This window comes from Frankia torreyi (assembly GCF_000948395.1).
Lineage (GTDB): Bacteria > Actinomycetota > Actinomycetes > Frankiales > Frankiaceae > Frankia > Frankia torreyi.
The window spans coordinates 24677-46133 of sequence record NZ_JYFN01000056.1; the positions used below are offsets into that span (position 1 = coordinate 24677).

Sequence of the window (21457 nt, forward strand, 5' to 3'; positions counted from 1 at the left end):
CCATCCCGGAAAGCGGCGATGGCAGCGGTCGTGGCGCCACTTTCTGGCAGTTGTCTGTCAGAAAATCATGGACTCGGTGGCGACTGGTCGCTAGTGTCCGGATCGTCGGACACCGGCGGCGTCCTGGGACGGCCGGTTCTCGCCGAGGAGGGGAAACCGGACGTGGCCCGCACGCTCTTCCTGGTCCTGAGCAATCCCGTCGACGGGCGGGACGACGAGTACAACAAGTGGTACGACGAGGTGCACATCCGCGACGTCTGCGAGGTCCCCGGCGTCGTCTCCGCCCAGCGCTACCGGGTCCGGCCGGACATCCCGCCCGCCGATGTCGTGCCCGCCGACGGCGAGTCCGGTGACGGTCACCTGCCACAACGGCACCTGGCGGTCTACGAGCTCGACGACGATCCGGCGAAGGTGTTCGGGGAGTTCATCACCCGGGTGGGTGACGGGCGCCTGCCGCTGAGCGACACCTTGGACATGTCCAGCGTCATCATGTCGGTCTGGGAACCCGGCGCCCGCTGGCCGGTGTGAGCCGCTGCCCGGGCGGTCAGTCCTGCGCCTGCGGAACTCGGCGGACGTCGCGGCCGGCGGGGGTGAGGCCGGCGGGGGNGAGGCGCAGCAGGGCGGCGGCATGCGGCGCGAGGGTCAGGGGCAGCGCGCCGTCGGCGCTGGTGGTGATCGTGCCCGTCCACAGGTCGGTGGCACGGTAGCCGCCGGCGGCGGCGGTGGCCGGCAGGGCCAGCTCGGCCCCGGTGAGGGTCGCCGCGTGGGGGGAGTCGCCGCGGTTGACGGCCAGCACTGCCGTGTCACCGTCGGCCAGCGGCCGGGTCCACAGCAGGAGGCCGTCGCCGCGGGGCACCGGGATCGGCGCGGCGCCCAGCGGGTCCTGGTCGATGGCGAGCACGGCCGGGTTCGTGAGGATCGCGGCCGTCGTCGCGGTCATCCTGGTGAGATCGTTGCCCGCGAGCAGGGGGGAGGCCAGCATCGACCAGATGCTCATCTCGGCGCGGGCCTCGGTGTCGTCGAGGGAGGCCGCCGGGGTCCCGGTGGCCAGGCCGGCCAGCTGGCGCACCACGGGGTTGGCCGTGGCCGGGGTCAGGCCGATCGCCAACATGTCCAGGTCGTTCCAGCGCCCGGGGCCGCCGTCGGGCTCCCAGGCACGGGCGGCATCGAGGTTGTCCGTCGTGCAGACGCCCGGGTAGCCGTCCATCGGCTCGGTGGTCGCCCAGCAGGGGGCGTGGTCGTTGGTGACCCGCCACAGGTGGGCGACCCGCGGCGCCCAGGTCCACGCCCGCCCGGCCGCGGGATCGCCGTCCGAGGACGGGTTGATGCTGAACACGACGGGCCGGCCGGTGGCGTCGAGCGCGGCGCGCATCCGGGCGAAGCCGGCGATCAGCCACCTGCGGGCGTCGGTGCCGGCCGGGCGCAGGTCCGGGTAGCCGCAGGCGTCGTACTTGAGGTAGTCGACCCCCCACGCGGCGAAGGTGGCGGCGTCGGTGGTCTCGTGGCCGAAGCTGCCGGGCAGCCCCTGGCAGGTGGTGCGGCCGGGGGAGGCGTAGAGGCCGAACTGCAGACCCCGGGCGTGCACGTAGGCGGCGAGGGCGGCGATGCCGGCGGGGAACCGCTCGGGGTCGGCCACCAGGCGCCCGTCGCCGCCGCGGGTCGGCGCCATCCACCCGTCATCGACGATCACATACCGGTAGCCGGCGGCGCGCATCCCCGAACGGACCAGGGCGTCGGCGGCGGCCCGGATGTCGCTGTCGCGCACGTTCCCGCCAAGGGCGTTCCAACTGTTCCAGCCCATCGGCGGGGTGCGGGCGAGGTCCGCGGAGACCTGCCGGTTCGTTGCCGAGCCGGTGACGAGCCCGACGCCGCCGCCGTCACCGCCCAGGCCCACCAGCAGGAGGCATCCGATCAGCGGGACGAGCGCCCGCGGACCCGCAACGTTCACGGCCACCATCCTGCGGCAGGCCACCGCCGGCCCGTGACGTGGGGCCGGTCGCGGCGCGTCCCGCCCGGTCCGCCGACGGGCAGAGTCAGGCCGGAGGGCAGGATCAGGCCGGAGGGTGTACGTCCGCTCGGCGGACCAGCATGATCACCGGGATCTGGCGGGTTGTCCTGGTCTGATATGTGGCCCACTGGGGGTGCTGGGCGGCGTGGCGAGCGTAAAGACGGTCGCGTTCGACTCCGGTGGCGACGACCGCCGTGGCGGGAAAGATTTCGGTGCCCACCTCGACGGTGGCGTCCGGGTTGGCGAGCAGGTTGTGGTACCAGGCGGGATTGGTCGGCTCCCCGACGACGGAGGCGAAAACGACGTGGCGGTCGCCGTCGACGAGATAGCCGAGCGGGTTGGTGCGTGACGCTCCGGACTTCGCCCCGGTGGTGGTCAACAGCAGGAGTGGCTTGTCGGCGAAATAGCCACCGACCTTCCCGGCGTTGGCCCGGAACTCCCCGATGACCAGCCGGTTCTGCTCGTTCCAGTCCCGATCGCTCATGCCGGCGTCGCCGCAGCGTGGACGAGGCCCGGTAACATCGACTGCGGTCGGGTGCTCCGCGTGGCCATCGAAAAAACCTCCTGAATATGCGTCCAAGTCGAATATGGCCGGTAGCGCTGGTCGCGTCAAACCCTCAGGTGGATATCCGGCACGGTGGGCGCGTCGCCGCGCCGCGCAGGCCGACTGAGGCGGATAGGCGGCCGATCGGCATACTTCATGGATGGACGAGCTTGAGGCTGCCTGGTACGATTTGCAGCTCACCGGGAAGGTGCATGTCAGCGTGCCGCATCTCGCGGCGGAGGCGTTGGCGGCCGGGTTCGACGGCCTCACGCTGCGGGAGTTTGCCGGTCTCGGCGTCCGCGACGATCTTGAGGCGCTCCGCCTGCTGCCGGTGGTGCTGACCGAGTTGGGCTGCGACCTCGGTACAGACAAAAAGCCATGGGGCGAGATCGTGTCCTGGGAAAGTTCGCGCGATCGGTTCGAACCCGATCTCGTCGCTCGTACCGAGCAGGCGCTGGCAGTTGTGCAGCGCGATCTGGATCGAACCGAGGCCAGGGTCGGTCGTCTCACGCTCCACTGGACGGGCCGTTTCGATGATGACGATGAACCGCAGCTCCTCCTGGGGTTCGACGGCGCGCCGTTCCGCGGCGGCGGAGATCCGCCGCCCTACGTGGGCGGTCCGGACCTGCCCCGCACTGTCCTGTCGGTCGCGGCGGGCGTGCAGGACTGCATCATGGAACTGTTCGTGTTCTTCTGGCCCGAGTGTCCGCTCCATCGCCGCGGCCTGCACCTGCCCGAATCGCATTCGGAGTGGGAGGGAGCGGGGTGGCCGGCATGGCGCTGCAGAGCGGCTGGCGGGCACGACGTCGCCGTGCTCGGGAAACTACGTAAAGGCGCGTCACCCACCGGCTAGTGGATGGTGCGCCCCCATTCGGGCGCGCACCATCCGCCTGCCCGGCTGGTCAGGTCAGGTCAGGTCAGGCTACGAGGTTCACGATGAGGGTCTGCCCGGTCAGCGGTCGCTGCAGGGGGAAGGTCGTGTTCCGGTAGGTCCTGGTGCCGGCGACATCGCATCGCACCTGGGCAATCGCGGCGCTGGGAAGCTGCGGGTTGCTGAAGAACAGCGAGAACTGTCCGCCCGAACCCACGGTCGTGCCGTGTGCCTCCCCGCCGCCGGTGATCTTCAGTGATTCGGCGGAGCCGGGAAACTTGCACTTGACGGTTCCGGCCACCGTCAGCGGATTGTTGATCGTACCGGCACTGGCTGGTGTCAACGGGATTATGGCCAGTGATGCTCCGGTCCCGGCAATCAGGAAGAGAGCCTTGATCTTCGACAGTCCGCGCATGGCACACCTCCGACGCCATCGAATACATGCCGGCGTGATGGTTGGTATACCCGGCCGTGGAACAACTCACACGCCGCCACCGCCCGGCAGGGCCCGCTGGATTCTCCGCGCGGATACCGCGGTCGATGTCGAGGTGTTCCGGGTCGGGCCGGTCAACCTGTGGGTGGCTGCGAACCTGATTTCCGCCCCGTGCACCGGGGCGGTGGGCCATGGACGCCGTCAGCCGGGAGAGCGCCCCGATGCGGTTCCGCTCCGCGCCGTCCAGCCGGCGCATCTCGGTCGATACGGGCGCTGCCGACTGCTTCCGCGGGCTGCCGGGTACAACCCCCGGGTAGGGCCGCCTGACGGTGAGGAGGGATACAGTGCCGCTGTCCAGCCAGGAGACACTCGACGGGATGGTCGCCGCGCGCTTTCACGAACGCAGGTACGTCGACCTGCGGCCGACGCTGACACCCGAACTCATCGCGGAGCATGAGCACCAGCCGTTTGGCCAGCACAGCGACGCGCTCCGCCGGGTCCTCACCTACCTTGGATCGTTCGCCATTCCGGGCAAGCTGATCGTCGAGTACGGCGGCGACGAGCGGTGGTACGTATCCCGATTTGCCACCGCCCCGGCGGGTCTGCGTACCGAACGGGTTGCCGGCCCCTATCCGACCGAGGGTGAGGCGGTGCACGCGGTTTTCCTGCGCCGGCTCCGACAGGTCTTCGGTGTCGTCGCGTGAGCGGCGAAGGGGTTGCGGATTCCTTCCCGACCTGGATTCTCGGCTACTGTGACGACATCATCGTCCGCCCCGGTCAGGAGCTGACCTTCCGGGTCAGCGGGCGGGGGGCCGAGACCTTTCGAGCGGACCTCGTCCGGCTGCGCCACGGCGACACCACTCCAGGCGGCCCGGGATTTCGTGAAACGGAGCTGGACTCCGAGGTCAACGGCGTGTACCCGCTCCTGGACCAGCCGGCACATATCGGGTCGTACGGCCGGCTTCCCGGCGCCCGCGACATCCTGCGCTCACCGGACGGTTCGCTGACCCTGTTCGCCTTCGTTCAGCCCACCACCGACGGGGCCCGGCAGCCGGTGCTGTCCGCCTGGGACGCCGCCATCTCGACAGGCGTCGCGCTGGTACTGACCGAGGGGCTGCGGCCCGCTCTCGTCTTCGGCGCGGGCCGGGATTCCCGCTGCCTCACCGCGCCCGCCGGCCTGCGGGCCGCCACCTGGTACGCCCTGGCGGCGAGCTGGGACGGCGCGACCGGTCTTGCCGCCGTGACCGCGGTGCCGGTGGTGAATCCGTACAACAGCCGGTTTGGCCGGCTGGTGGCCAACCACCTGGTGCAGGTCACCGGCACGCTGGACGGCCCGCCGGAGATCCCGGCGGTCGACCTGCTCCTCGGCGCCCTGGACACGACCGACGGGGCCGTCGTGCGGGGGGCGTACAACGGCAAGATCGCGCTCCCGGCGGTCTACCGGCGGGCCCTGACCGGCGACGAGGTGCGCCGGCTGGCCACCAGCGGCAACGCGCCGGCGGTGACCGACGGGCTCACCGCCTGGTGGGATCTGTCCGCCGGAATCGACAGCACCGCGATCCTGCCCGGCGGTGCCCCGGAGCCCGACCCCGGCGCCGGTCCCGGGGGCGGCACCGGCGGCCGCACCGGGATCGCCGGCAGGCTGGTGAACATGCCCACCCGAGCCGTGACCGCCCACAACTGGGACGGCTCCTCCTACAACTGGACGGCGCATCCCGAGTTGTACGGCGCGGTGCATCTCCACGCCGACGACGTCGACGACACCGGTTGGGCGCCGACCTGCACCCTGCCGGTGGGCGCCGACCTGCCCTCGGGGGTTTACGCCCTGCGGCTGCGAGCGGGCGGTTTCGAGGACCACGTGCCGTTCCTGGTCGGCCCGGCCCCGGGGCACGAGAAGTCGATCGCTCTGCTGTTGCCCACCGCGAGCTACCAGGCCTATGCCAACGAGCACCTGTCCAGTGGTTCACCCCTCGGGCAGGCTGTCGGCGGCCATACGCCCCTGGTACAGCCGTTGGACGTGTTCCAGCTCGAACACGGCGGGTTCGGACGATCCACCTACGACCTGCATGCCGACGGCAGCGGCGTCGCCTACACCTCGCGGCGCCGGCCGATCCTGAACATGCGCCCGCGGTACCGGTTCACACACATGGGGACGTGGCAGTTCCCCGCGGATCTCTATCTCGTCAACTGGCTCACCGAAAAGGGATACGACTTCGACGTCATCTGCGACGAGGACGTCCACCGGTGTGGCGTGGCGGCGATGCGGCCATATCGGGTGGTCATGACCGGCACTCATCCCGAGTACACCTCCGAGCCGATGCTCGACGCGTACGAGGACTACATCGGCGGCGGCGGGCGCGTGATGTACATGGGCGGTAACGGGTTCTACTGGGTCGCGTCCTTCCACCCCGAGAAGCCCTGGGTGATGGAGGTCCGCAAGGGCGAGGCCGGCTCGCGGGCCTGGCAGGCCGCGCCCGGGGAGACCCTGCACTCCACCACCGGTGAGAAGGGCGGGCTGTGGCGCAACCGCGGCCGCGCACCGCAGAAGGTGTTCGGCGCCGGGTTCACGGCGGAGGGGTTCACCGGGTCCTCGTACTACCGGCGGATGCCGGACAGTGCCGAGGCGGAGGTGTCCTGGGTCTTCTCCGGGGTGGGCGAGGAGGAGCTGATCGGCGACTTCGGGCTGGAGCGCGGCGGCGCGGCCGGCCAGGAACTGGACCGTGCCGATGTCCGCCTGGGCACCCCGCCGGGCACGTACCTGCTCGCGTCCTCGGAGTACCACGACGACTCCTACCTGTTGGTGGTGGAGGAGATCGGTTTCATGTACCCGGGGCTCGGCGGTAGTGAGCACCGGGATGTCCGGGCGGATATGACCCTGTTCGAGACCGAGTCCGGCGGTGCTGTCTTTTCGACCTCTTCGATCGCCTGGGCGGGAAGCCTCTCGCACAACGACTGTGACAACAACGTCTCGCGGATCACCGCCAACGTTCTCGATCGTTTCCTGAAGCCGGGGTCCGGCCACCCGGCCAACCGACATCGGCCAGGTGGTCGCCCGTCGGCCTGACCGGGGGTCCGGATCGGTTCCGTCGTGCTGCTCAGCGGGTGACCATGAGCTGGCGCACGCCGTAGTTGGTGCCGGTGAAGTCCATCGGGACCTCCTGCAACGGGGTGGCGAGGCGCAGGTCGGGGAAGCGTTGGAAAAGCGCGGGCAGGACGGTCCTCAGTTCCGCGCGGGCGACGTTCTGGCCGAGGCAGGCGTGGACGCCGTAGCCGAAGCCCAGGTGGCGGACCATGGTGCGGTCGAGGTCGAGGGCGTCGGGGTTGTCGAACACGCGGGGGTCGCGGTTGGCGGCGTTCATGGCGACCACGACCAGCTCGCCCTTGCCGATGTGGGCGCCGCCGAGCTCCAGGTCCTCCTCGGCGACCCGGCCGAGGCCGAACTGGACGATGGTCAGGTAGCGCATGAGCTCCTCGACCGCGGTCCCGATCCGCTCCGGGTGTTCGGTCAGGTCGCGGCGCTGCTCGGGATGGGTGAGCAGGGTGAGCGTGGACAGGCCCATCATGGCGGCCGTGGTGTCGTGCCCGGCGAACAGCAGCAGCACGCCGAGGCCGACGAGCTGGCGTTCGGTGAGGATCGACCCCTCGTCGTCCGCCTTGCCGATCAGTTCGGCGAGGATGCCCTCGGCGTCGCCGGTGCGGCGCTTGTCCGCGACCAGCGCGGTGATGTAGTCGACCAGCCAGTGGGCCCCACGGTCGCGTGCGGCGCGGCTGATGCCCATGTCCATCATCACCTCGGTGGCGTGGTGGAAGCCGTCGCGGTCGGCGTAGGGGACGCCGAGCAGTTCGCAGATCACCAGGCAGGGAATGGGCAGCGACATGGCCTGGACGAAGTCGAAGGTCTCGGGTCCGGCGGCGATGGCGTCGAGATGCTCGGCGACGATCCGGTCCAGGTAGGGCTGGAGCCTGGTCTGCACCGCCTTGGGGGTGAAGCGGGCGGTGAGCAGGCGCCGGTAGGTGCCGTGGTCGGGCTCGTCCATCATCACGAAGCCCGCGTCGAACGGCGCGTCGTCACCGGTCTCGGCCTGCTCGCCCTCGGGGGCGTCGTGGCGGCGGCGCTTCGCGCTGAAGCGGGGATCGCTGAAGACCTGGCTGCCCTCCTCGAAGCGGGTGACCAGCCAGCCGGTGGAGCCGTTGGGGAAGCGCGTCCTGACCACGGGGTGGTTCTCGCGCAGCTCGGTGTAGGGCGCGGGCGGGTCGAGGGGGTGGGCGGGGTCGCGGGCGATGGGCTGATCGATGAGGTGCTGCGTCGTCATCACTGCTCCTTCGCGGTGTGGGCCTCGACGGCGGTGTGGGCCTCGACGGCGGCGGTGACGCCGGCGTGGGTGGCGGTGGCCTTGCACCAGCCGGTATAGACGGCCAGGTGCAGGACGGCCTCGCGCAGCTGGTCGGGCGTGAGCTCGTCGTTGACCAGCCCGCCGGTGGCGATGATCTGGACGAGTTCGGGACGGCCGACGGTCGCCGCGACGCCGAGGGTGAGCAGCCGGCGGTCGCGCACGGACAGCCCGGGCCGGGCCCAGACCCGGGCGAACAGGTAGTCCACCGTCTCGTCGGTGAAGGGGTCGTGCGCGCCCTGCACGCCGGCGCTGAAGCCGGGGCCGTAGACGTGATCCATCATCTCCAGGCCGTACCGGTGCAGGCCGTCGGCAAAATGGTCGCCGGGCTCGGCGGCGGCGTTCCGGTGGTCGCGGTGGTCGCGGTGGTCGCGGTGGTCGCGGTGGTCGCGGTGGTCGCGGTGGTCGCGGTCGTCCCGGTCGTCCCGGTCGTCCCGGTCCTGCGGGTCCTGCGGGTCCTGCGGGTCGTGCAGGTCGAGGGTCTGGTCGGCGTGGGTCCGGGCCACCTCGACCAGGGGCACGTCGACGTCCAGGGTGGCCGCGAGGTCGCGGGCGGCGTCGAGGTCCTTGGTCATCAGCGGCTGGATCTTCCGTCCGGCCGCCTCGGGCAGTGCGTCGTCGTCGCCGCGCAGCCGCAGCAGGGCGAGCAGGGTGTGGCCCTCGGGATCGGCAGTGTCGATGACCTCGGCGAGCCGGGCGGGATGCACGCCCGCGGCGCGTGCGAGGTTCGTCGCCTCGAACACGGCGCGCCAGCTTCCGTAGGTGACGACATTACGGGCGATCTTCGTAGCCATCCCGGCGCCGAGCGGACCGCAGTGCACGACGCGCCTCGCCCAGTCGTCCAACACGGGCCGCGCGGCCTCCACCGTGGACTCGTCCCCGCCGACGATGGCGACCATGCCATGGTCGGCCGCCCGGTCGCCGGGGGTCACCCCGCAGTCCAGGAAGCCCACCCCACGCCCGGCGCACAACGCCGCCAGCTCGTGGACGACCGGCAACACGACGGTGGACAGCAGGACGATCGTCAGCCCCGGATGGGCGCCCGCCAGCAGCCCGTTCTCCCCGCCGACGACGTCGCGGGCCTGGTCGGCGGTGACGACGGCGACCATCACGACGTCGCTGGTCCTCGCCACCTCCGCGGGCGAGCCCAGCGGGTCGCCGACACCGGGCAGGCCAGCCGACGCGCCCGGCCGCACGTCATGGACCGCGGGAACCCGGCCGCGCCGGGCCATGCTGACGGCGACCCCGCCGCCGATCATCCCCAGGCCCACCACGCCGGCCCGCAGCGTCTTCGTCTCCGACATCATGCGTCCCTTCCACTGAGCGCCGGTCCGCCGCTGGCGGCTGAGCCTGCGCTGGGGGCCTGGCGTGCGCTGGGGGCCTGGCGTGCGCTGGGGGCCTGGCGTGCGCTGGGGGGCGGGGCGAGGTCGGCCGTGCTCGGCCATGGGGCCTGCTCGGCGACCAGCAGCCGGTACCTGCGCGTGGCCCGGGGCATGGTGACGCCGGCGGCGCCGCAGACCCGGCCGTCGCGGCCGTAGAGGGCCGTCAGCCGGCGCTCGGCGAGGCTGCCCTCGACGACCCGTACCTGGTTGTAGCCCCGGAGCTGGCCGTAGACCTGGATCTTCAGGTCGTACTGGTCGGACCAGACGTACGGGACCGGATCGAAGGGGGTCGCGTGGTCCGGCCCGGCGAGGATGTTGTGGGCGACGGCCAGGCCCTGCTCGGCGGCGTTCGTGCGGTGCTCGATGCGCACGCGCTCACCGGTGCGCGGGTGCGGCCACGAGGCGACGTCGCCCGCCGCCCACACGCCCGAACCGGCGTGGAGGGTGGCATCGCACTCCACCCCGTCCCCGACGGGGACGCCGCTCGCCGCGAGCCAGCCGGTGTTGGGGCGGGCGCCGATACCGACCAGCACGGCGTCGGCCTCGATGGTCCGGCCGTCGGCCAGCCGCACCCCGCTGGCCCGGCCACCCTCGGTCAGGACGGCGTCGACGAGGACGCCGGGAACGATCCGCACCCCGTGCTCGGCGTGGACCTGGGAGAGCATGGCGCCCAGGTCGGGGCCGAGCGCGTCGGCCAGCGGCACCGCCGCATCGGTCACCATGGTGACCTCGGCGCCGGCCTCCCGGGCGACGGCGGCCGCCTCGGCGCCGACGAAACCGGCGCCGACGATCACCAGCCGGCGTCCGGGCCGCAGTTCCCCGCGCAGGTCGAGCGCGTCCTCCAGCGTGCGCAGGACGTGCACGCCGGCGACGCCGTCGGTGCCCGGCAGCCGACGGGCGGCGACCCCGGTGGCCACGACGAGAGCGTCGTAGCCGACCCGGTCGCCGTCGGCCAGGGCGACCTCGCGCGCCTCGGTGTCCAGGGCGACGGCCGCGGCGCCCAGCCGCAGGTCGAGCCCGAGCGCGTCGAGCGCCTCGGCGCTGCGCAACCGCAGGCGGTCGGCGTCCCACGCGCCGGACAGGAGCTGCTTGGACAGCGGGGGCCGGTCGTAGGGAAGGTGGGGTTCGTCGCCGATGAGCGTCAGCCGCCCGGTGTAACCGTCGCGCCGCAGTCCCTCCGCGACGCTCAGACCGGCGGCCGAGGCGCCGACGACGGCGACCCGGGCCAGAGCCGGCGCGGTCACTCCTGCACCTCGATGGCGGCCGCCGGGCAGACCGCGGCGGCCTTGCGCACGTTGTCGTACTGGTCGGCCGGCGGGTTGGCGTCGAGCAGGATCACGATGCCGTCCTCGTCGCGCTGATCGAAGACGTCGGGGGCGGCGAGCACGCACTGGCCCGCGCCGCAGCACTTGTCGACATCGACGGAAATCTTCATGGGAAACCTCCGGGCAAGCCCTTTCCTGGGGGCTGTGCCGACCGGGGGACTGGCAGATTTCGTGGTCTCGGTCACCTGTCGACCCCGGTCACCTAACTAAGTTAAGTCAGACTGTATCCACGCCTCCAGGTGTAGGCAAACCGTGTGCAACTAAGCGCGATATTTATGCTTCGGTCGGACATCGACCGTTCTGTGTCGGTGTGTCTGCCCTCGTTCAGGTCATTGCTGGAATGGCCGTCGGAACGTCCGGCCCGTTCATTCAGGTCAAGCGTGCCGGCTCATGAATTTCCGTCGCCGGGACGGTCCACATTTCCAGCCAGAATGGCCCTGATGTGGCGGGAGGCGGCGGTTTCCGGGGGAGCGGACCGGAACGGCGGCGAGGCGCCCGGCGTGCTCGCGACGAGGGAGTCAAGCAGACCGTCGGCGAGCTGCAGCGTCAGGTTCTCCGTCGACTCGTCGTGGAAGAGGCTGTGGTGGAGCGTCACCATGCCGTGCAGCCCCGCCCACAGCGTCTGCGCCGCCTGCTCCACCGGCAGGGACAGCGCATACCCGGTCTTCTGGCAGCGCCGGAATCCGGCGCGGAGGCTGGCCGAGACGCCGTGGGCCGGGTGCTCGCTGATCCTCTCGACCTCGACCGTCGGCTGCGGCACCTCGAACATGAGCCGGTAGTGCCCGGGGTTGTTCAGCGCGAACCGGCAGTAGGCATGCGTCTGCGCCCGCAGCGGCTCGCGGGGATCGGTGCCGTCGCTGGCCGCGTCCGCCCGCACCATGCTCGCGACCAGGTCGTCGTACTTGTCGGACAACGCCGCCCAGACCAGCCCCGCCTTGTCGGGAAAATGCAGGTAAATGCTCGGTGCCGCGACCCCGACCTCCTTGGCGACCGCGCGCATGGTCAGTTTCTCGGCGCTGCCCCACTCCACCAGCAGGCGGTTCACCGCGGTCAGGATCTCCCGGCGAAGCTGCTCACCCTGCCCCCGCAGGCTGCGCGCCCTACCCGAGCCGCCCGAGCCGCCCGGCCCGCCACTCGGGGACCGCGCGGTCGCCACCGGTCACCACCTCCGCCCCGAGCCTACGTCGCACGCCGTTGGACACTTCGAGAATGCGCGACGTCAGCATTCGGGGCATCGGCGTACCTGTGGCCAGGTCCTCACCGGGGGCGGCGAATTCCCCGTGATTGTCGACCCTCCTGCCGGCCGGCTACGAGGTGATGGCGACGGCGCGGCAGGCGTGGTCGTCCCGGGTGAGACTGGCGAGCATGAAGTCGGCGACGTCGGCGTAGGAGACCCTGGAGGTGATCGTCAGGCGCAGGTCGCTGCCCGTGCGGTAGTCACCGGTGTGCGGACCACCGGTGAGCAGGGCCGGTCGCACAATGGTCCAGGTGGTAGCGCTCGCCCTGATGAGCTCCTCCATTCCCTCCTTGTCGCGCATCAGGGATCTGATCGCGACCCGGGCGATGGCGACGTAGAGATTGCGGTGACGGCTGTCGGCCACGCCGTAGCCGCTGACGGCGATCAGGCGCCGCACGCCATGGTCCTGCATCGCCGGCAGGATGGTGCGCATCCCGTCCGTGCAGACCGTGCTGCCCCACCGGCGCTGGCCCAGCGCGCTGAGCACGGCGTCGCTGCCGGCGATGACCTGCTTCACGACATCCGCGTCGCGGACGTCACCGGCCACCGGCCGCAGGCGTTCGTGGGCGGCGAGAGCGCGGGGGTCACGGGCGAGCGCGGTGACCGTGTGGCCCTGCGCCAGCGCTTGGTCGAGCACGTGTCGCCCGGTGTGTCCGGTGCCACCGAAGACCGTCAGATGCATGCTGATCCTCCCGTAATCAACGGTGTTGACGAAACCGCCGAGAATAGTTTGAGACTCCAAGTATCTGAGAGGTGCTTGGAGTCGTCAAGTTTTGGACGGTCCCTGTAGTGTCGGCGGGTGGGCGACGCCGGCGGGCATTCCGACGACTCGTTGATCCACGCCGTCGTCAAGCAGGTCGTCACCCTCGCGGCCGCGACCGGCGAGCTTGCCGCGGACCTGGTGAAGGAACTCGATCTCACCGAGGCGCTCGCCGGCGCGCTGTGGCGGCTGGATCCCGACGGGCCGCCGCCCTCGATGCGCGCGCTGGCGGCAACGCTGAACTGTGACCCGTCCACCGTGACGTTCCTGACGGACCGACTGGAACAGCGCGGCCTGATCCGACGGCGACCGGCACCGACGGATCGCCGACAGAAGATCATCAGTCTGACTCGCAGAGGCGTCGAAGTGCGCGCGCAGCTCGTGCAGGCCTTCACGGCGGGCTCCCCGCTCGCCCGCCTCTCCCCGGACGATCAGCAACACCTCTACGCGCTGCTCGCCAAGGCGGGGGCAGACCCGAGCCAGTTCACGTGCCGGGCGGCCGCCTCAGCCGTCCCCCGCGAGCCCTGAGCAAGCTGCGTCGCCTGCCGGCGACGACCACCGCACCCCGCGCTCCGCACCCCGCGCACAACCTTGCCATATTCGTTTTCTTCCGCTGGATTCGTGGGACTCTGGTAAGCACTTCCTGGGGCGCGATTCGTCCGCCCCACGGTTGGAGGGCCACAGTGACGCGGGTTGCGATTATCGGTGGGGGGATCGGTGGCCTGGCCACCGCCTTGTTCCTGGGACGTCGGGGCCATGTGGTGACGCTTTTCGAGCGGGACCGGTATCGGCCGGGCACCGATCTCGAGGAGGATTTTTTCGGCTGGCGGCGTCCGGCGGTGCCGCAGGCGATCCAGCCGCATGGTCTGCTGGCCCCGGTCCGTGATGTGCTGCGCGCTGAGGCGCCGGATGTGTACGCGGCGATGCTGCGGATGGGGGCGCGTGAGCGTAACGAGCTCGACTGGTTCCCCGAACGGCCACCGGCCCGGCCGGGAGACGAGGACCTGGTGACGGTGCAGACGCGGCGCATCGTGCTGGAGACCGCCCTGCACCACGCGGTGGAACGTCAGCCGGGGATCGAGCTGCGCCGCGGCGAAGCCGTCGACAACCTGGTCTTCGCCGACGGGCCGGAGGTTCCCCAGGTGATCGGGGTGCGCTCGGCGTCGGGGGTGGGCATGGCCGATCTCGTGGTGGATGCGGCAGGGCGGCGTTCCCCGGTGACCGGGTGGCTGGCGGAGGCTGGTTGCCGGGCTGCGGTGGTGGACAACCACCGCACCGGGATCGCCTACTTCTGCCGCTGGTATCGGCTGCGTGCCGAGGGGCCGCAGCATCCTGGGCGGGTCCCGGCCGGCTCCGCGTCGGCCTTCGCTGCCGCGGGGGTGTTCCCTTCGGACAACGGGACCTTCGCGGTGGCGCTGACGCTGTCTGGTACCGACCCGACCCGTGGGGCCTTGGGGGACCCCGAGGTGTTCGACGCGGTCGCGCGCAGGTTCCCCGCGGTCGCCGCATGGATGGCGCTGCACCCCCAGGCGACCTCGGATGTTTATGCGATGGCCGGCCTGGACAATCGGTGGACGGCTCTGGTTGACCAGGACGGCCCCGTGGTCACCGGGCTGGTCGGTATCGGGGACGCGGTCACCCACACCAATCCCACCCTCGGCCAGGGGGTGGCGCTGGCTCTGCGGGCCGGGCAGTGGGTGGCACAGCACGCCGACGCTGTTTCCACGGACCCGTCGGTTTCCACGGACCCGTCGGTGTTCACCACGGCTCACCACCGCTGGGCGTTGCGGGTTCTGCGTCCCTGGTTCGACATCCAGGTGGAAGCTGACCGGGCCGGAGAAGCCCGGTTCACCGCCCTGGCCGCCGCGCCGGTGGCTTCTACCGCGCCGCTCCGGGAGAAGGCCGCCCTGGCCGCCTGCGCTCTCGATGACCCTGTGGTCATGCGCGCCCGTGCCCAGGTCCGCCATCTTCTTCTGCCCGAGGACCAGGCGTTGGGCACCGCGGAGGTGCGTAGCCGAGTGGCCCGCTGGCTGGAGCAGCACCCCGACTTCACACCCGGTTTCGACGGCCCAAGCCGAGAGGACTGGGAGTCGTCGACCAGGCCCGCGGAATCGGCGGTGTGATCATGCGATGCCTCTCCGGCCGCCGGTCTCGATGCCGTCACCGGGCAAGACGCCGTCCAGTCCGATAGTTCTGGTGCTCTCGGAACGTCAACGAGGTACGCCAACCAGGAACTCGCTCCCCCTCGCACGGATGCTGGCCGCATCGTCTGCACAGCAGCATCGTCTGCACGGCCGCAGCGACCGTCACCAGACCGCTGCGCTCAGCCGCCGTAGGCCTCGCCGAGCAGCTTCCCGTCGCGGTCGAAGGCGCGCAGGACGATGCGCCGGCCCTGCCACCAGTGGTCGTAGTCCCGGGTGCGTTGGTCGCGGCCGTCCGGCTGGGCCCAGTCGTCAAAGGACCTGGACAGGTCACCGCCGATGCGACCGAATTCCGGCGAGCGGCGGGGTGGGGCGCCGGTGTCGTCCCGCACCGTGCGGTACACGAAGTACCCGTCGTGCACCGGCACCTCGAGGACCTGCCCGCCGACGGTGGTCGCCGTCAGGCGGGTGACGGCGGGGCCGACCCGCCCGGCCGTTTCGACGAGGCTCCGCCGGTCCGTCGCGGCCGGCCGGCCGGCGACGGGGGCGACGTTGATGGCGTTCACGTCGATCACGCCGCGGGGCGGATCGGGCATGAGTCCGGTGGAGCCGCCGTTGACCGCGGCCAGGTCCAGGCCCCCGGAGCCGGTCCGCGGGACGGTGCAGATCCCCAGGTAGGTGCCGAGCCCCAGGCCGGGGACGGGAGCGGTGATCCTCGCGGCGAGCAGCACGCTTACCCCGGTCCCGTCCTCGACGGCGGCCACCAGCCGCAGCCTGGATTCCAGCGGATCGGACCGCCGACGCTCCGGCGTCAGGTATTCGCAGTGCATGATCACATCCTCGGCCTGGGTCGGGGTGAGGGTCACCGCATGCGGAACCGACGCGGGAGAGGGAAGCTGGGCGGGAGTCACCGACATCCCACCGCCGTTCCCCAGCGCACTCACCCCGGTAGTGACGCCCGCCGCCGCGATGACCAGCACGGCGGCGGGGACGATCCGCCTGGCCCGGCGCCGGCGCCGTTCCCGCGGCACCCGCGTCTCCACCCCGCTCCACAGATCGTCCGTGGGGCGTACGACGACGCTGCGGGCTGCCTCGCGCAGACCGTGCGCCATCGGGTCCTCGTCCTGATGTCTCATGCCAAACCCTCCCGTCCGCGGGTGCCCTGGCCGCTCGGAGATTCCTGGCGGCTTCGCGCCGGCCGGGACTCGGGCGCGGCGGTCGGAAGTGGAGACGGGATTGGAGACGACGCCGCCGCCGGAGTCGAGGCCGCCGGAGTCGAGGACGACAGGGACGCCGCCGCCACGAACTCCTGCAACGCGGGGTCGGCCCGCAACCGGGCCAGCCCCCGCGACGCGTGGGTCTTCGCCGTTCCCACCGAGCAGCCGAGGATCTCCGCGACCTGCGCCTCAAGCAGGTCCTCGCAGTAGCGCAGCACCACCACGGCGCGCTGCCGCGTCGGCAGCACGGCCAACGCCGCGGCCAGCCCGACCCGGTCCTCGACCCCGGCCAGCCCGCCGGGATGAGGGACGCCGTCGGGCACATCGGACATCAACGTCTCGCCGACCCGCCGGCGGCGGAACCGGCGACTGTGAGCGTTGATGAGGATGCGCCGGACGTAGGCGTCCGGGGCGTCGCTGGTCCGCACACGGTCCCAGGCGACGAAGGCCCGGGCGAGCGCGGTCTGGGCCAGGTCCTCGGCGTCGGCTGCATTCCCGGTGAGCAGGTACGCCAGGCGCAGCAGCGCCGGAAGCCGGCTGGCGAAGTACGCCCGGAACTCGACGTCTCGCTCCTCATCCATCGGACCTCCTTCCCTCTCCTTCCTTCAGAGGCCCGCCGGACCGTATCGGGTTGACGGATCGGGTTGACGGATCGAGTGTCGAGGCGCGAATCAGGCGCGATCCCGCCAGGAATGATCACGGATATGGGCGGCGACGCGCCATACACGGGCCTGCCAGAATGATCCGGGTGGAGATCTCGGATAACGCGTCGCTTCCGTTGGTCGAGTTCGATCCCTCTCCCGCGGGCATGGTCCGGCCGTTCGCGGGCCGGGGCCGGGAGAAGGCGGGTGTCCGGCTGCCGCAACTCGCGGTGCTGTGTTTCTTCGGGGAGGTCGTCGATGCCCTGGTGGAGACCCATCAGGCTCGGGTGCTGACCGAACTCGTCGGCGAGCACGGCCGGCATCCCGTCTACGAGGTGATCCTGGAGGGGACGCCGATCGCCGTGTTCCAGCCGGGCATCGGCGCACCGCTGTGCGCGGGATTCATGGAGGAGGCCATCGTCCTGGGTGCCCGGACGCTGGTGGCCTGCGGCGGGGCGGGGTCGCTGGTCGACTCCCATGTGCTCGGGCAGGTCATCGTCCCCGACCGGGCCGTCCGTGACGAGGGAACCTCGTTCCACTACCAGCCGCCCAGCCGCGAGGTGAGCGCCGATCCCGCCGGAGTGGCGGCGGCCGAGGCGGTGCTGACCCGGCACGGGGTGCCGTTCGTCCGCGGCAAGACCTGGACGACCGACGCGATCTACCGGGAGACGCCGGCCAAGGTCGAGGCCCGGCGCGCGGAGGGCTGCCTTACGGTGGAGATGGAAGCCGCCGCCTTTTTTGCGGTCGCCCGGTTCCGCGGGGTGCGGTTCGCGCAGCTCCTCTACGCCGGAGACTCGTTGGCGGGTCCGGTCTGGGCGTCGCGGGACTGGCAGCAGGCGCTGTCCACCCGCGCGCGCCTGTTCCGGCTCGCCGCCGAGACCTGCGTGGAACTCGGCCGTGCCGAGGCGGTTTCCTGAAGCGAGCGCACGTGGACCGAGCGCACGTGGACCGAGGAGGGGTTGACGGTGGAGCAGGTGTGCAGCGAGTGCGACTTCGACGCGTCCGCCGTCGGGGTCGGGCAGGTCGCCGCCGATCTCGGCCCGGTCGCCGCGAGGATCGCCGAGCATCTGCTGGCCCTGCCCCCGGACGTGGTGCGGCACCGCCCGGGACCGAGGGTCTGGTCGCCGATCGAGTACCTCGGGCACCTGCGCGAAGCGATGGCCTTCCATCGTTGGCTGATCGAACGGGCCACCGCCGAGCAGACCCCGGTGATTCCGGCCGTCGACCCCGACGCGTCGGTGGCGGCCGCGGACTACCGTCACGGCGACCTGGACGATCTCCTCGGCCAGTTCGCACGCCGGGTCGCCCGCCTGCGCGAGACGATGGAGCGGCTCGACGCGGACCTGGCGCGCCGGACGATCGACCTCGACGGGCGGGTCGTCGAGATCGCCCTGGTGGCCCGCAGCGCGCTGCACGAGTGCCACCATCACGACGGCGACATCGTCCGGGCCGGCCTGGGCTGACGCGCCGTTCCCCGAGCTGACGCGCCAGCCCCTGGGTGGACGCATGGGCCCCCGAGCTGACGCGTCGCCCCCTGGATTGACGCATCGGGAGGATCAGCCGGCGTCGCCCGGCCCGGGGTCGGCCAGGGCCGCGAAGTCGAAGCTGCTGGTGTGCCGCTCCCGGACGGTCCAACGGTGCCGGCCGGCCACGGTCGCGGCCACGGTCACCTCGCCGCGCACGATCGCGCCCCGGATCTCGTCGTACCTGACCCCCTCCTCGGCGACGCAGCACACCGCCTCGCCGACGCCGATCCCGGTGGCGGTCCCGGTCGGATCGGTGAACTCGACCGTGATCTCCTCCCCGTGCCGCTCGGCGCCGGCCAGGGTGCCGACCGGCCAACCGTCCGCGTTCACATACGCGACGACCATCTCCGCGGAACCGTCGAGGAACGCCGAGAGCTGCTCGTCGCCCATCGCGATCCGCCGGCGACGCTCAGCCGGCATCGTCCGGTCCTTCCGTCGCGTGCATGAACAGGGCCGTGAGCGGGGTCACCCGGATGATGATCCGTCTGCCGTCGAGCAGTCTTTCCCGGACCCTGGCGACGACGTGGGGTGGTGTCACGACGTGCGGGGTCGCGGGCTGCGGGGTCACGACAGGCGGAGTCGCGGCGTGAGAAGGCGTGGCCTGGGGCATCAGGGGGCGGGCGGGAGCGGACAGGCCCGGCGCCGAATCCTCGCCGTCGCCGTGCATCCAGTGCTCGATGCTTCCCTCACCGGGCTGCACGCGTCCCCAGACGCTGAGCACCCGCCGATCGGCGGCCCGGTCACGGGGCACCACGACCACGCACACCCTGCCGTCGCGCCGCAGATGGATGACCTTCGCGCTCCTGCGGTAGGTGTTGAACTCCAGCGTGCCCTCGCACCACCGGACGGTCATCGGGTAGCCGATCGGCCCGCCGTCCGCACCGGTCACGATCAGGAAGCCACGCGCATGCGCGGCGAGGAACCGGCGGTGTTCGTCGGTCAGGGGGCCGCCGGGCGGTTGACCCTCGCCACCGCGTCGGCCGGATAAGTCCCCGTTGGGACCCGCGGCGGAATCCTCGGTCGGAATCGTCATGTCCGATCTCCCTCCGGTGGGAACTGGGCGAGGCGGCCGAAGCCCCGCCCCGATGAAACCCGGCGTGCGCGGTCGATGCACGCGACCGGGACTCCCGCCCTCTACGGGGGGCGGCGGAGACAGACGGGGCAGTTTCTCCGCGTGGCGGGCTTGACCTTGACGCCTACGGCAACTCCTACCGTCGCCGGCATGAGTGCCTCCTCGTCCACCACTGCCTCCTCGTCCACCACTGCCTCCTCGTCCACCACTGCCTCCTCGTCCACCACTGCCTCCTCGTCCACCACTGCCTCCTCGTCGACCGTCGCTTCGCCGTCGACCGCCGTTTCGCCGTCGACCGCCGTTTCGCCGCGGGTCTCCCCGCCCGTGCCGTCGACGCCGGCCGTCGGCCGGCAGGTGTGTCTCGCCGCGCATCCGACCGGGCTTCCGACGCCGGAGGACTTCCGCGTGGAGCTGGCCGAGGTGCCGACCGCGCGGCCTGGTCAGGTCGTCGTCCGCACCACCCTGTTCGCCCTCGACGCCGCCGCCCGACTGTTCCTCGGTGACGTTGGCCTGCCGCTGCCCCGGCTCGCGCCCGGCGACGTCGTGCCGGGGGCGGCCCTCGGTGAGGTCGTCGCCAGCACCGACCCCGATTTCGCCGTCGGCGACGAGGTCTGTCACCAGCTCGGCTGGCGGGAGTTCGCCGTCGCCGACGCGGCGGCGCTGCGACGGGTCGACACCGCCGTCCTCCCGAGCCCGACCGCGTATCTGGCGCCGCTGCTGACCGCCTGGGCTGGGCTGGTCGTCGCGGGCGAGCTGCGTCCCGGCGACACCGTCTTCGTGTCCGGTGCGGCCGGGGCGGTCGGCGGCCTCGCCGGTCAGATCGCCCGGCTGCGCGGTGCCGGCCGGGTCATCGGCAGCGCGGGGTCACCGGCCAAGGTCGCCCACGTGACCGGGACGCTCGGCTTCGACGCGGCCTTCGACCACCGGGACGGCCCCGTCCTCGAGCGGCTGGGCGCACTCGCCCCGGACGGCATCGACGTCTACTTCGACAACACCGGCGGCGCGCAGCTCGCCGCCGCGGTCCGCCTGCTGCGCCCGCACGGCCGGGCGGTGCTGTGCGGGCTGCTCGATCGCCAGAACGGCCCGCGGCCCGGCCGCGCCGACGGCGAGGAGGCGACCCTGGACCTGGGCTATGCCATCGCCAACCGGCTTACCCTGCGGGGCCTACGCACCGCCGACTTCGCGGACCGCCGCGCCGAGGCCGAACAGGAGATCGGCCCTTGGCTGGCAGCGGGCCGGCTGCGACTCGACGAGACCATCGTGGATGGGATCGAGAACGCGCCGCATGCCTTCGTCGACCTGCTGCGCGGCGCGTTCACCGGCCGCGTCCTCGTCCGGGTTGTCGGGCAGCCGGACGACAAGGCCGACCTGTCACCTCGGGACGAGTGAGACCTCCGGTGCTCGGGAGGCAGTCGTGATCGGCTGATGGCTGCGGAGATCTTGCGATGGCGCCAGGTCTTCGCGGCCGTCTGTCGGCGCGGGCGACCGCCGGTCAGGTGACGCTGGTGAGGAGGTCGGGTGGGTGGGTGTAGGGGTTTTGGCGTGGGCGTTGCGCCGGGTCGATGCGCCAGGGTGGGATGTAGGCGGGGTGTCCGGTGTCGGTGAAGAGGATGGTCCAGCCGTCGTGGTGGACCTGGCGGTGGTGGTGGCCGCAGAGCAGGACGAGGTTGTGNAGGGCGGTGANCCCGCNGTGTGTCCAGTGGATGACGTGGTGTGCTTCGCACCAGGAGGGTGGGCGGTCGCAGCCGGGGAAGGTGCAGCCTCGGTCGCGGGCGGCGAGGGCGCGGCGTAGGTGTGGGGGGACGACGCGGGTTGATCGTCCGATGTCGAGGGGGACGCTGGCGGGGTCGAGGATGATGCGGCTGATTTCGGCGTCGCAGGACAGTCGGGTGAGGGTGCTGTGGGGGAG

At 71.6% G+C, this 21457-nt stretch carries 22 protein-coding genes and 3 pseudogenes; 9 read left to right on the forward strand and 16 right to left on the reverse strand.

The window, feature by feature from the left end; translation table 11 throughout:
* The first annotated feature begins 162 nt into the window (after positions 1-162).
* On the forward strand, positions 163-528 hold the full coding sequence (locus FF36_RS24855) for a hypothetical protein (RefSeq protein WP_044887613.1): 366 nt from the start codon (positions 163-165) through the stop codon (positions 526-528).
* Positions 529-607: 79 nt separating this feature from the next.
* Here the strand turns inward: FF36_RS24855 and FF36_RS41150 are convergent.
* Both FF36_RS41150 and FF36_RS24865 read right to left on the reverse strand, forming a co-directional pair.
* Positions 608-1957: pseudogene (locus FF36_RS41150) on the reverse strand (glycoside hydrolase family 27 protein); the annotation flags it as partial.
* Between the two features lie 94 nt (positions 1958-2051).
* Positions 2052-2492, reverse strand: a complete 441-nt coding sequence (locus FF36_RS24865; protein ID WP_044887593.1) for a nitroreductase family deazaflavin-dependent oxidoreductase — start codon at positions 2490-2492, stop codon at positions 2052-2054.
* A gap of 220 nt (positions 2493-2712) precedes the next feature.
* Between FF36_RS24865 and FF36_RS24870 the strand changes: the two genes are divergently transcribed.
* On the forward strand, positions 2713-3405 hold the full coding sequence (locus FF36_RS24870) for a hypothetical protein (protein WP_044887594.1): 693 nt from the start codon (positions 2713-2715) through the stop codon (positions 3403-3405).
* Between the two features lie 64 nt (positions 3406-3469).
* On the opposite strand, the gene FF36_RS24875 is transcribed toward FF36_RS24870, so the two are convergent.
* Complete coding sequence (locus FF36_RS24875; RefSeq protein ID WP_044887595.1) at positions 3470-3838, reverse strand: hypothetical protein; 369 nt, start codon at positions 3836-3838, stop codon at positions 3470-3472.
* A 362-nt stretch (positions 3839-4200) separates the two neighbouring features.
* Between FF36_RS24875 and FF36_RS24880 the strand changes: the two genes are divergently transcribed.
* On the forward strand, positions 4201-4560 hold the full coding sequence (locus FF36_RS24880) for a N,N-dimethylformamidase alpha subunit family protein (protein WP_044887596.1): 360 nt from the start codon (positions 4201-4203) through the stop codon (positions 4558-4560).
* Positions 4557-6920, forward strand: coding sequence for a N,N-dimethylformamidase beta subunit family domain-containing protein (locus FF36_RS24885; protein ID WP_052681401.1), 2364 nt, complete (start codon positions 4557-4559; stop codon positions 6918-6920). Before FF36_RS24880 ends, FF36_RS24885 begins: the two co-directional genes overlap by 4 nt.
* 31 nt (positions 6921-6951) lie before the next feature.
* On the opposite strand, the gene FF36_RS24890 is transcribed toward FF36_RS24885, so the two are convergent.
* From FF36_RS24890 to FF36_RS24915, 6 genes are all read right to left on the reverse strand, one after another.
* Positions 6952-8169, reverse strand: a complete 1218-nt coding sequence (locus tag FF36_RS24890) for a cytochrome P450 (protein ID WP_044887597.1) — start codon at positions 8167-8169, stop codon at positions 6952-6954.
* A complete protein-coding gene (locus tag FF36_RS24895; protein WP_095212344.1) occupies positions 8169-9551 on the reverse strand; it encodes an NAD(P)-binding domain-containing protein in 1383 nt (460 codons plus the stop codon). The genes FF36_RS24890 and FF36_RS24895 overlap by 1 nt, the downstream gene beginning before the upstream one ends.
* A complete protein-coding gene (locus FF36_RS24900; RefSeq protein WP_044887598.1) occupies positions 9551-10873 on the reverse strand; it encodes an NAD(P)/FAD-dependent oxidoreductase in 1323 nt (440 codons plus the stop codon). Before FF36_RS24900 ends, FF36_RS24895 begins: the two co-directional genes overlap by 1 nt.
* A complete protein-coding gene (locus FF36_RS24905; protein WP_044887599.1) occupies positions 10870-11064 on the reverse strand; it encodes a ferredoxin in 195 nt (64 codons plus the stop codon). Before FF36_RS24905 ends, FF36_RS24900 begins: the two co-directional genes overlap by 4 nt.
* A 278-nt stretch (positions 11065-11342) precedes the next feature.
* Entirely contained in the window at positions 11343-12110 is a 768-nt protein-coding gene (locus FF36_RS24910) for a TetR/AcrR family transcriptional regulator (RefSeq protein WP_199865493.1), read from the reverse strand.
* Positions 12111-12261: 151 nt separating this feature from the next.
* Entirely contained in the window at positions 12262-12873 is a 612-nt protein-coding gene (locus FF36_RS24915) for an NAD(P)-dependent oxidoreductase (RefSeq protein WP_044887600.1), read from the reverse strand.
* A gap of 117 nt (positions 12874-12990) precedes the next feature.
* Here FF36_RS24915 and FF36_RS24920 point away from each other — a divergent pair, with 117 nt between their 5' ends.
* Both FF36_RS24920 and FF36_RS24925 read left to right on the forward strand, forming a co-directional pair.
* A complete protein-coding gene (locus FF36_RS24920; RefSeq protein WP_052681402.1) occupies positions 12991-13479 on the forward strand; it encodes a MarR family winged helix-turn-helix transcriptional regulator in 489 nt (162 codons plus the stop codon).
* A 155-nt stretch (positions 13480-13634) separates the two neighbouring features.
* Positions 13635-15074 (forward strand): NAD(P)/FAD-dependent oxidoreductase, encoded by a 1440-nt coding sequence (locus tag FF36_RS24925; RefSeq protein ID WP_044887601.1) that lies wholly within the window; start codon positions 13635-13637, stop codon positions 15072-15074.
* A gap of 200 nt (positions 15075-15274) precedes the next feature.
* Here the strand turns inward: FF36_RS24925 and FF36_RS24930 are convergent, their stop codons facing one another.
* Both FF36_RS24930 and FF36_RS24935 read right to left on the reverse strand, forming a co-directional pair.
* A complete protein-coding gene (locus FF36_RS24930; protein ID WP_128423383.1) occupies positions 15275-16228 on the reverse strand; it encodes a hypothetical protein in 954 nt (317 codons plus the stop codon).
* Complete coding sequence (locus FF36_RS24935) at positions 16225-16890, reverse strand: SigE family RNA polymerase sigma factor (protein WP_044887603.1); 666 nt, start codon at positions 16888-16890, stop codon at positions 16225-16227. The genes FF36_RS24930 and FF36_RS24935 overlap by 4 nt, the downstream gene beginning before the upstream one ends.
* A gap of 167 nt (positions 16891-17057) precedes the next feature.
* On the opposite strand from FF36_RS24935, the gene FF36_RS24940 reads away from it, so the two are divergent.
* Together FF36_RS24940 and FF36_RS24945 are read left to right on the forward strand one after the other, a co-directional pair.
* Positions 17058-17867, forward strand: a complete 810-nt coding sequence (locus tag FF36_RS24940; RefSeq protein WP_236706150.1) for a nucleoside phosphorylase — start codon at positions 17058-17060, stop codon at positions 17865-17867.
* Positions 17868-17915: 48 nt separating this feature from the next.
* On the forward strand, positions 17916-18413 hold the full coding sequence (locus FF36_RS24945) for a DinB family protein (protein ID WP_044887604.1): 498 nt from the start codon (positions 17916-17918) through the stop codon (positions 18411-18413).
* A gap of 93 nt (positions 18414-18506) precedes the next feature.
* On the opposite strand, the gene FF36_RS24950 is transcribed toward FF36_RS24945, so the two are convergent.
* The 3 genes from FF36_RS24950 to FF36_RS38950 all read right to left on the reverse strand — a co-directional run bounded on the left by FF36_RS24950 (position 18507) and on the right by FF36_RS38950 (position 19790).
* Positions 18507-18896: a hypothetical protein gene (locus tag FF36_RS24950; RefSeq protein WP_044887605.1), complete on the reverse strand. Its 390-nt coding sequence runs from the start codon at positions 18894-18896 to the stop codon at positions 18507-18509.
* Positions 18886-19509: a pyridoxamine 5'-phosphate oxidase family protein gene (locus FF36_RS24955; protein WP_044887606.1), complete on the reverse strand. Its 624-nt coding sequence runs from the start codon at positions 19507-19509 to the stop codon at positions 18886-18888. The genes FF36_RS24950 and FF36_RS24955 overlap by 11 nt, the downstream gene beginning before the upstream one ends.
* A 101-nt stretch (positions 19510-19610) precedes the next feature.
* On the reverse strand, positions 19611-19790 hold the full coding sequence (locus FF36_RS38950) for a hypothetical protein (RefSeq protein ID WP_157866985.1): 180 nt from the start codon (positions 19788-19790) through the stop codon (positions 19611-19613).
* A gap of 82 nt (positions 19791-19872) precedes the next feature.
* On the opposite strand from FF36_RS38950, the gene FF36_RS24965 reads away from it, so the two are divergent.
* Positions 19873-20937, forward strand: coding sequence for an MDR family NADP-dependent oxidoreductase (locus tag FF36_RS24965; RefSeq protein ID WP_044887608.1), 1065 nt, complete (start codon positions 19873-19875; stop codon positions 20935-20937).
* Positions 20938-21040: 103 nt separating this feature from the next.
* On the opposite strand, the pseudogene FF36_RS38955 reads toward FF36_RS24965, so the two are convergent.
* Both FF36_RS38955 and FF36_RS38960 read right to left on the reverse strand, forming a co-directional pair.
* Positions 21041-21220, reverse strand: a pseudogene (locus FF36_RS38955) (HNH nuclease); the annotation flags it as partial.
* An 18-nt stretch (positions 21221-21238) separates the two neighbouring features.
* A pseudogene (locus FF36_RS38960) lies at positions 21239-21457 on the reverse strand (HNH endonuclease signature motif containing protein); the annotation flags it as partial.

Coding starts and splice junctions, on each gene's coding strand:
- FF36_RS24865 (WP_044887593.1), bottom strand. CDS start 2,492: ATGAGCGATCGGGACTGGAACGAGCAGAACCGGCTGGTCATCGGGGAG.
- FF36_RS24895 (WP_095212344.1), bottom strand. CDS start 9,551: ATGTCGGAGACGAAGACGCTGCGGGCCGGCGTGGTGGGCCTGGGGATG.
- FF36_RS24930 (WP_128423383.1), bottom strand. CDS start 16,228: ATGAGACATCAGGACGAGGACCCGATGGCGCACGGTCTGCGCGAGGCA.
- FF36_RS24950 (WP_044887605.1), bottom strand. CDS start 18,896: ATGCCGGCTGAGCGTCGCCGGCGGATCGCGATGGGCGACGAGCAGCTC.
- FF36_RS24875 (WP_044887595.1), bottom strand. CDS start 3,838: ATGCGCGGACTGTCGAAGATCAAGGCTCTCTTCCTGATTGCCGGGACC.
- FF36_RS24890 (WP_044887597.1), bottom strand. CDS start 8,169: ATGACGACGCAGCACCTCATCGATCAGCCCATCGCCCGCGACCCCGCC.
- FF36_RS24870 (WP_044887594.1), top strand. CDS start 2,713: ATGGACGAGCTTGAGGCTGCCTGGTACGATTTGCAGCTCACCGGGAAG.
- FF36_RS24905 (WP_044887599.1), bottom strand. CDS start 11,064: ATGAAGATTTCCGTCGATGTCGACAAGTGCTGCGGCGCGGGCCAGTGC.
- FF36_RS24955 (WP_044887606.1), bottom strand. CDS start 19,509: ATGACGATTCCGACCGAGGATTCCGCCGCGGGTCCCAACGGGGACTTA.
- FF36_RS24915 (WP_044887600.1), bottom strand. CDS start 12,873: ATGCATCTGACGGTCTTCGGTGGCACCGGACACACCGGGCGACACGTG.
- FF36_RS24935 (WP_044887603.1), bottom strand. CDS start 16,890: ATGGATGAGGAGCGAGACGTCGAGTTCCGGGCGTACTTCGCCAGCCGG.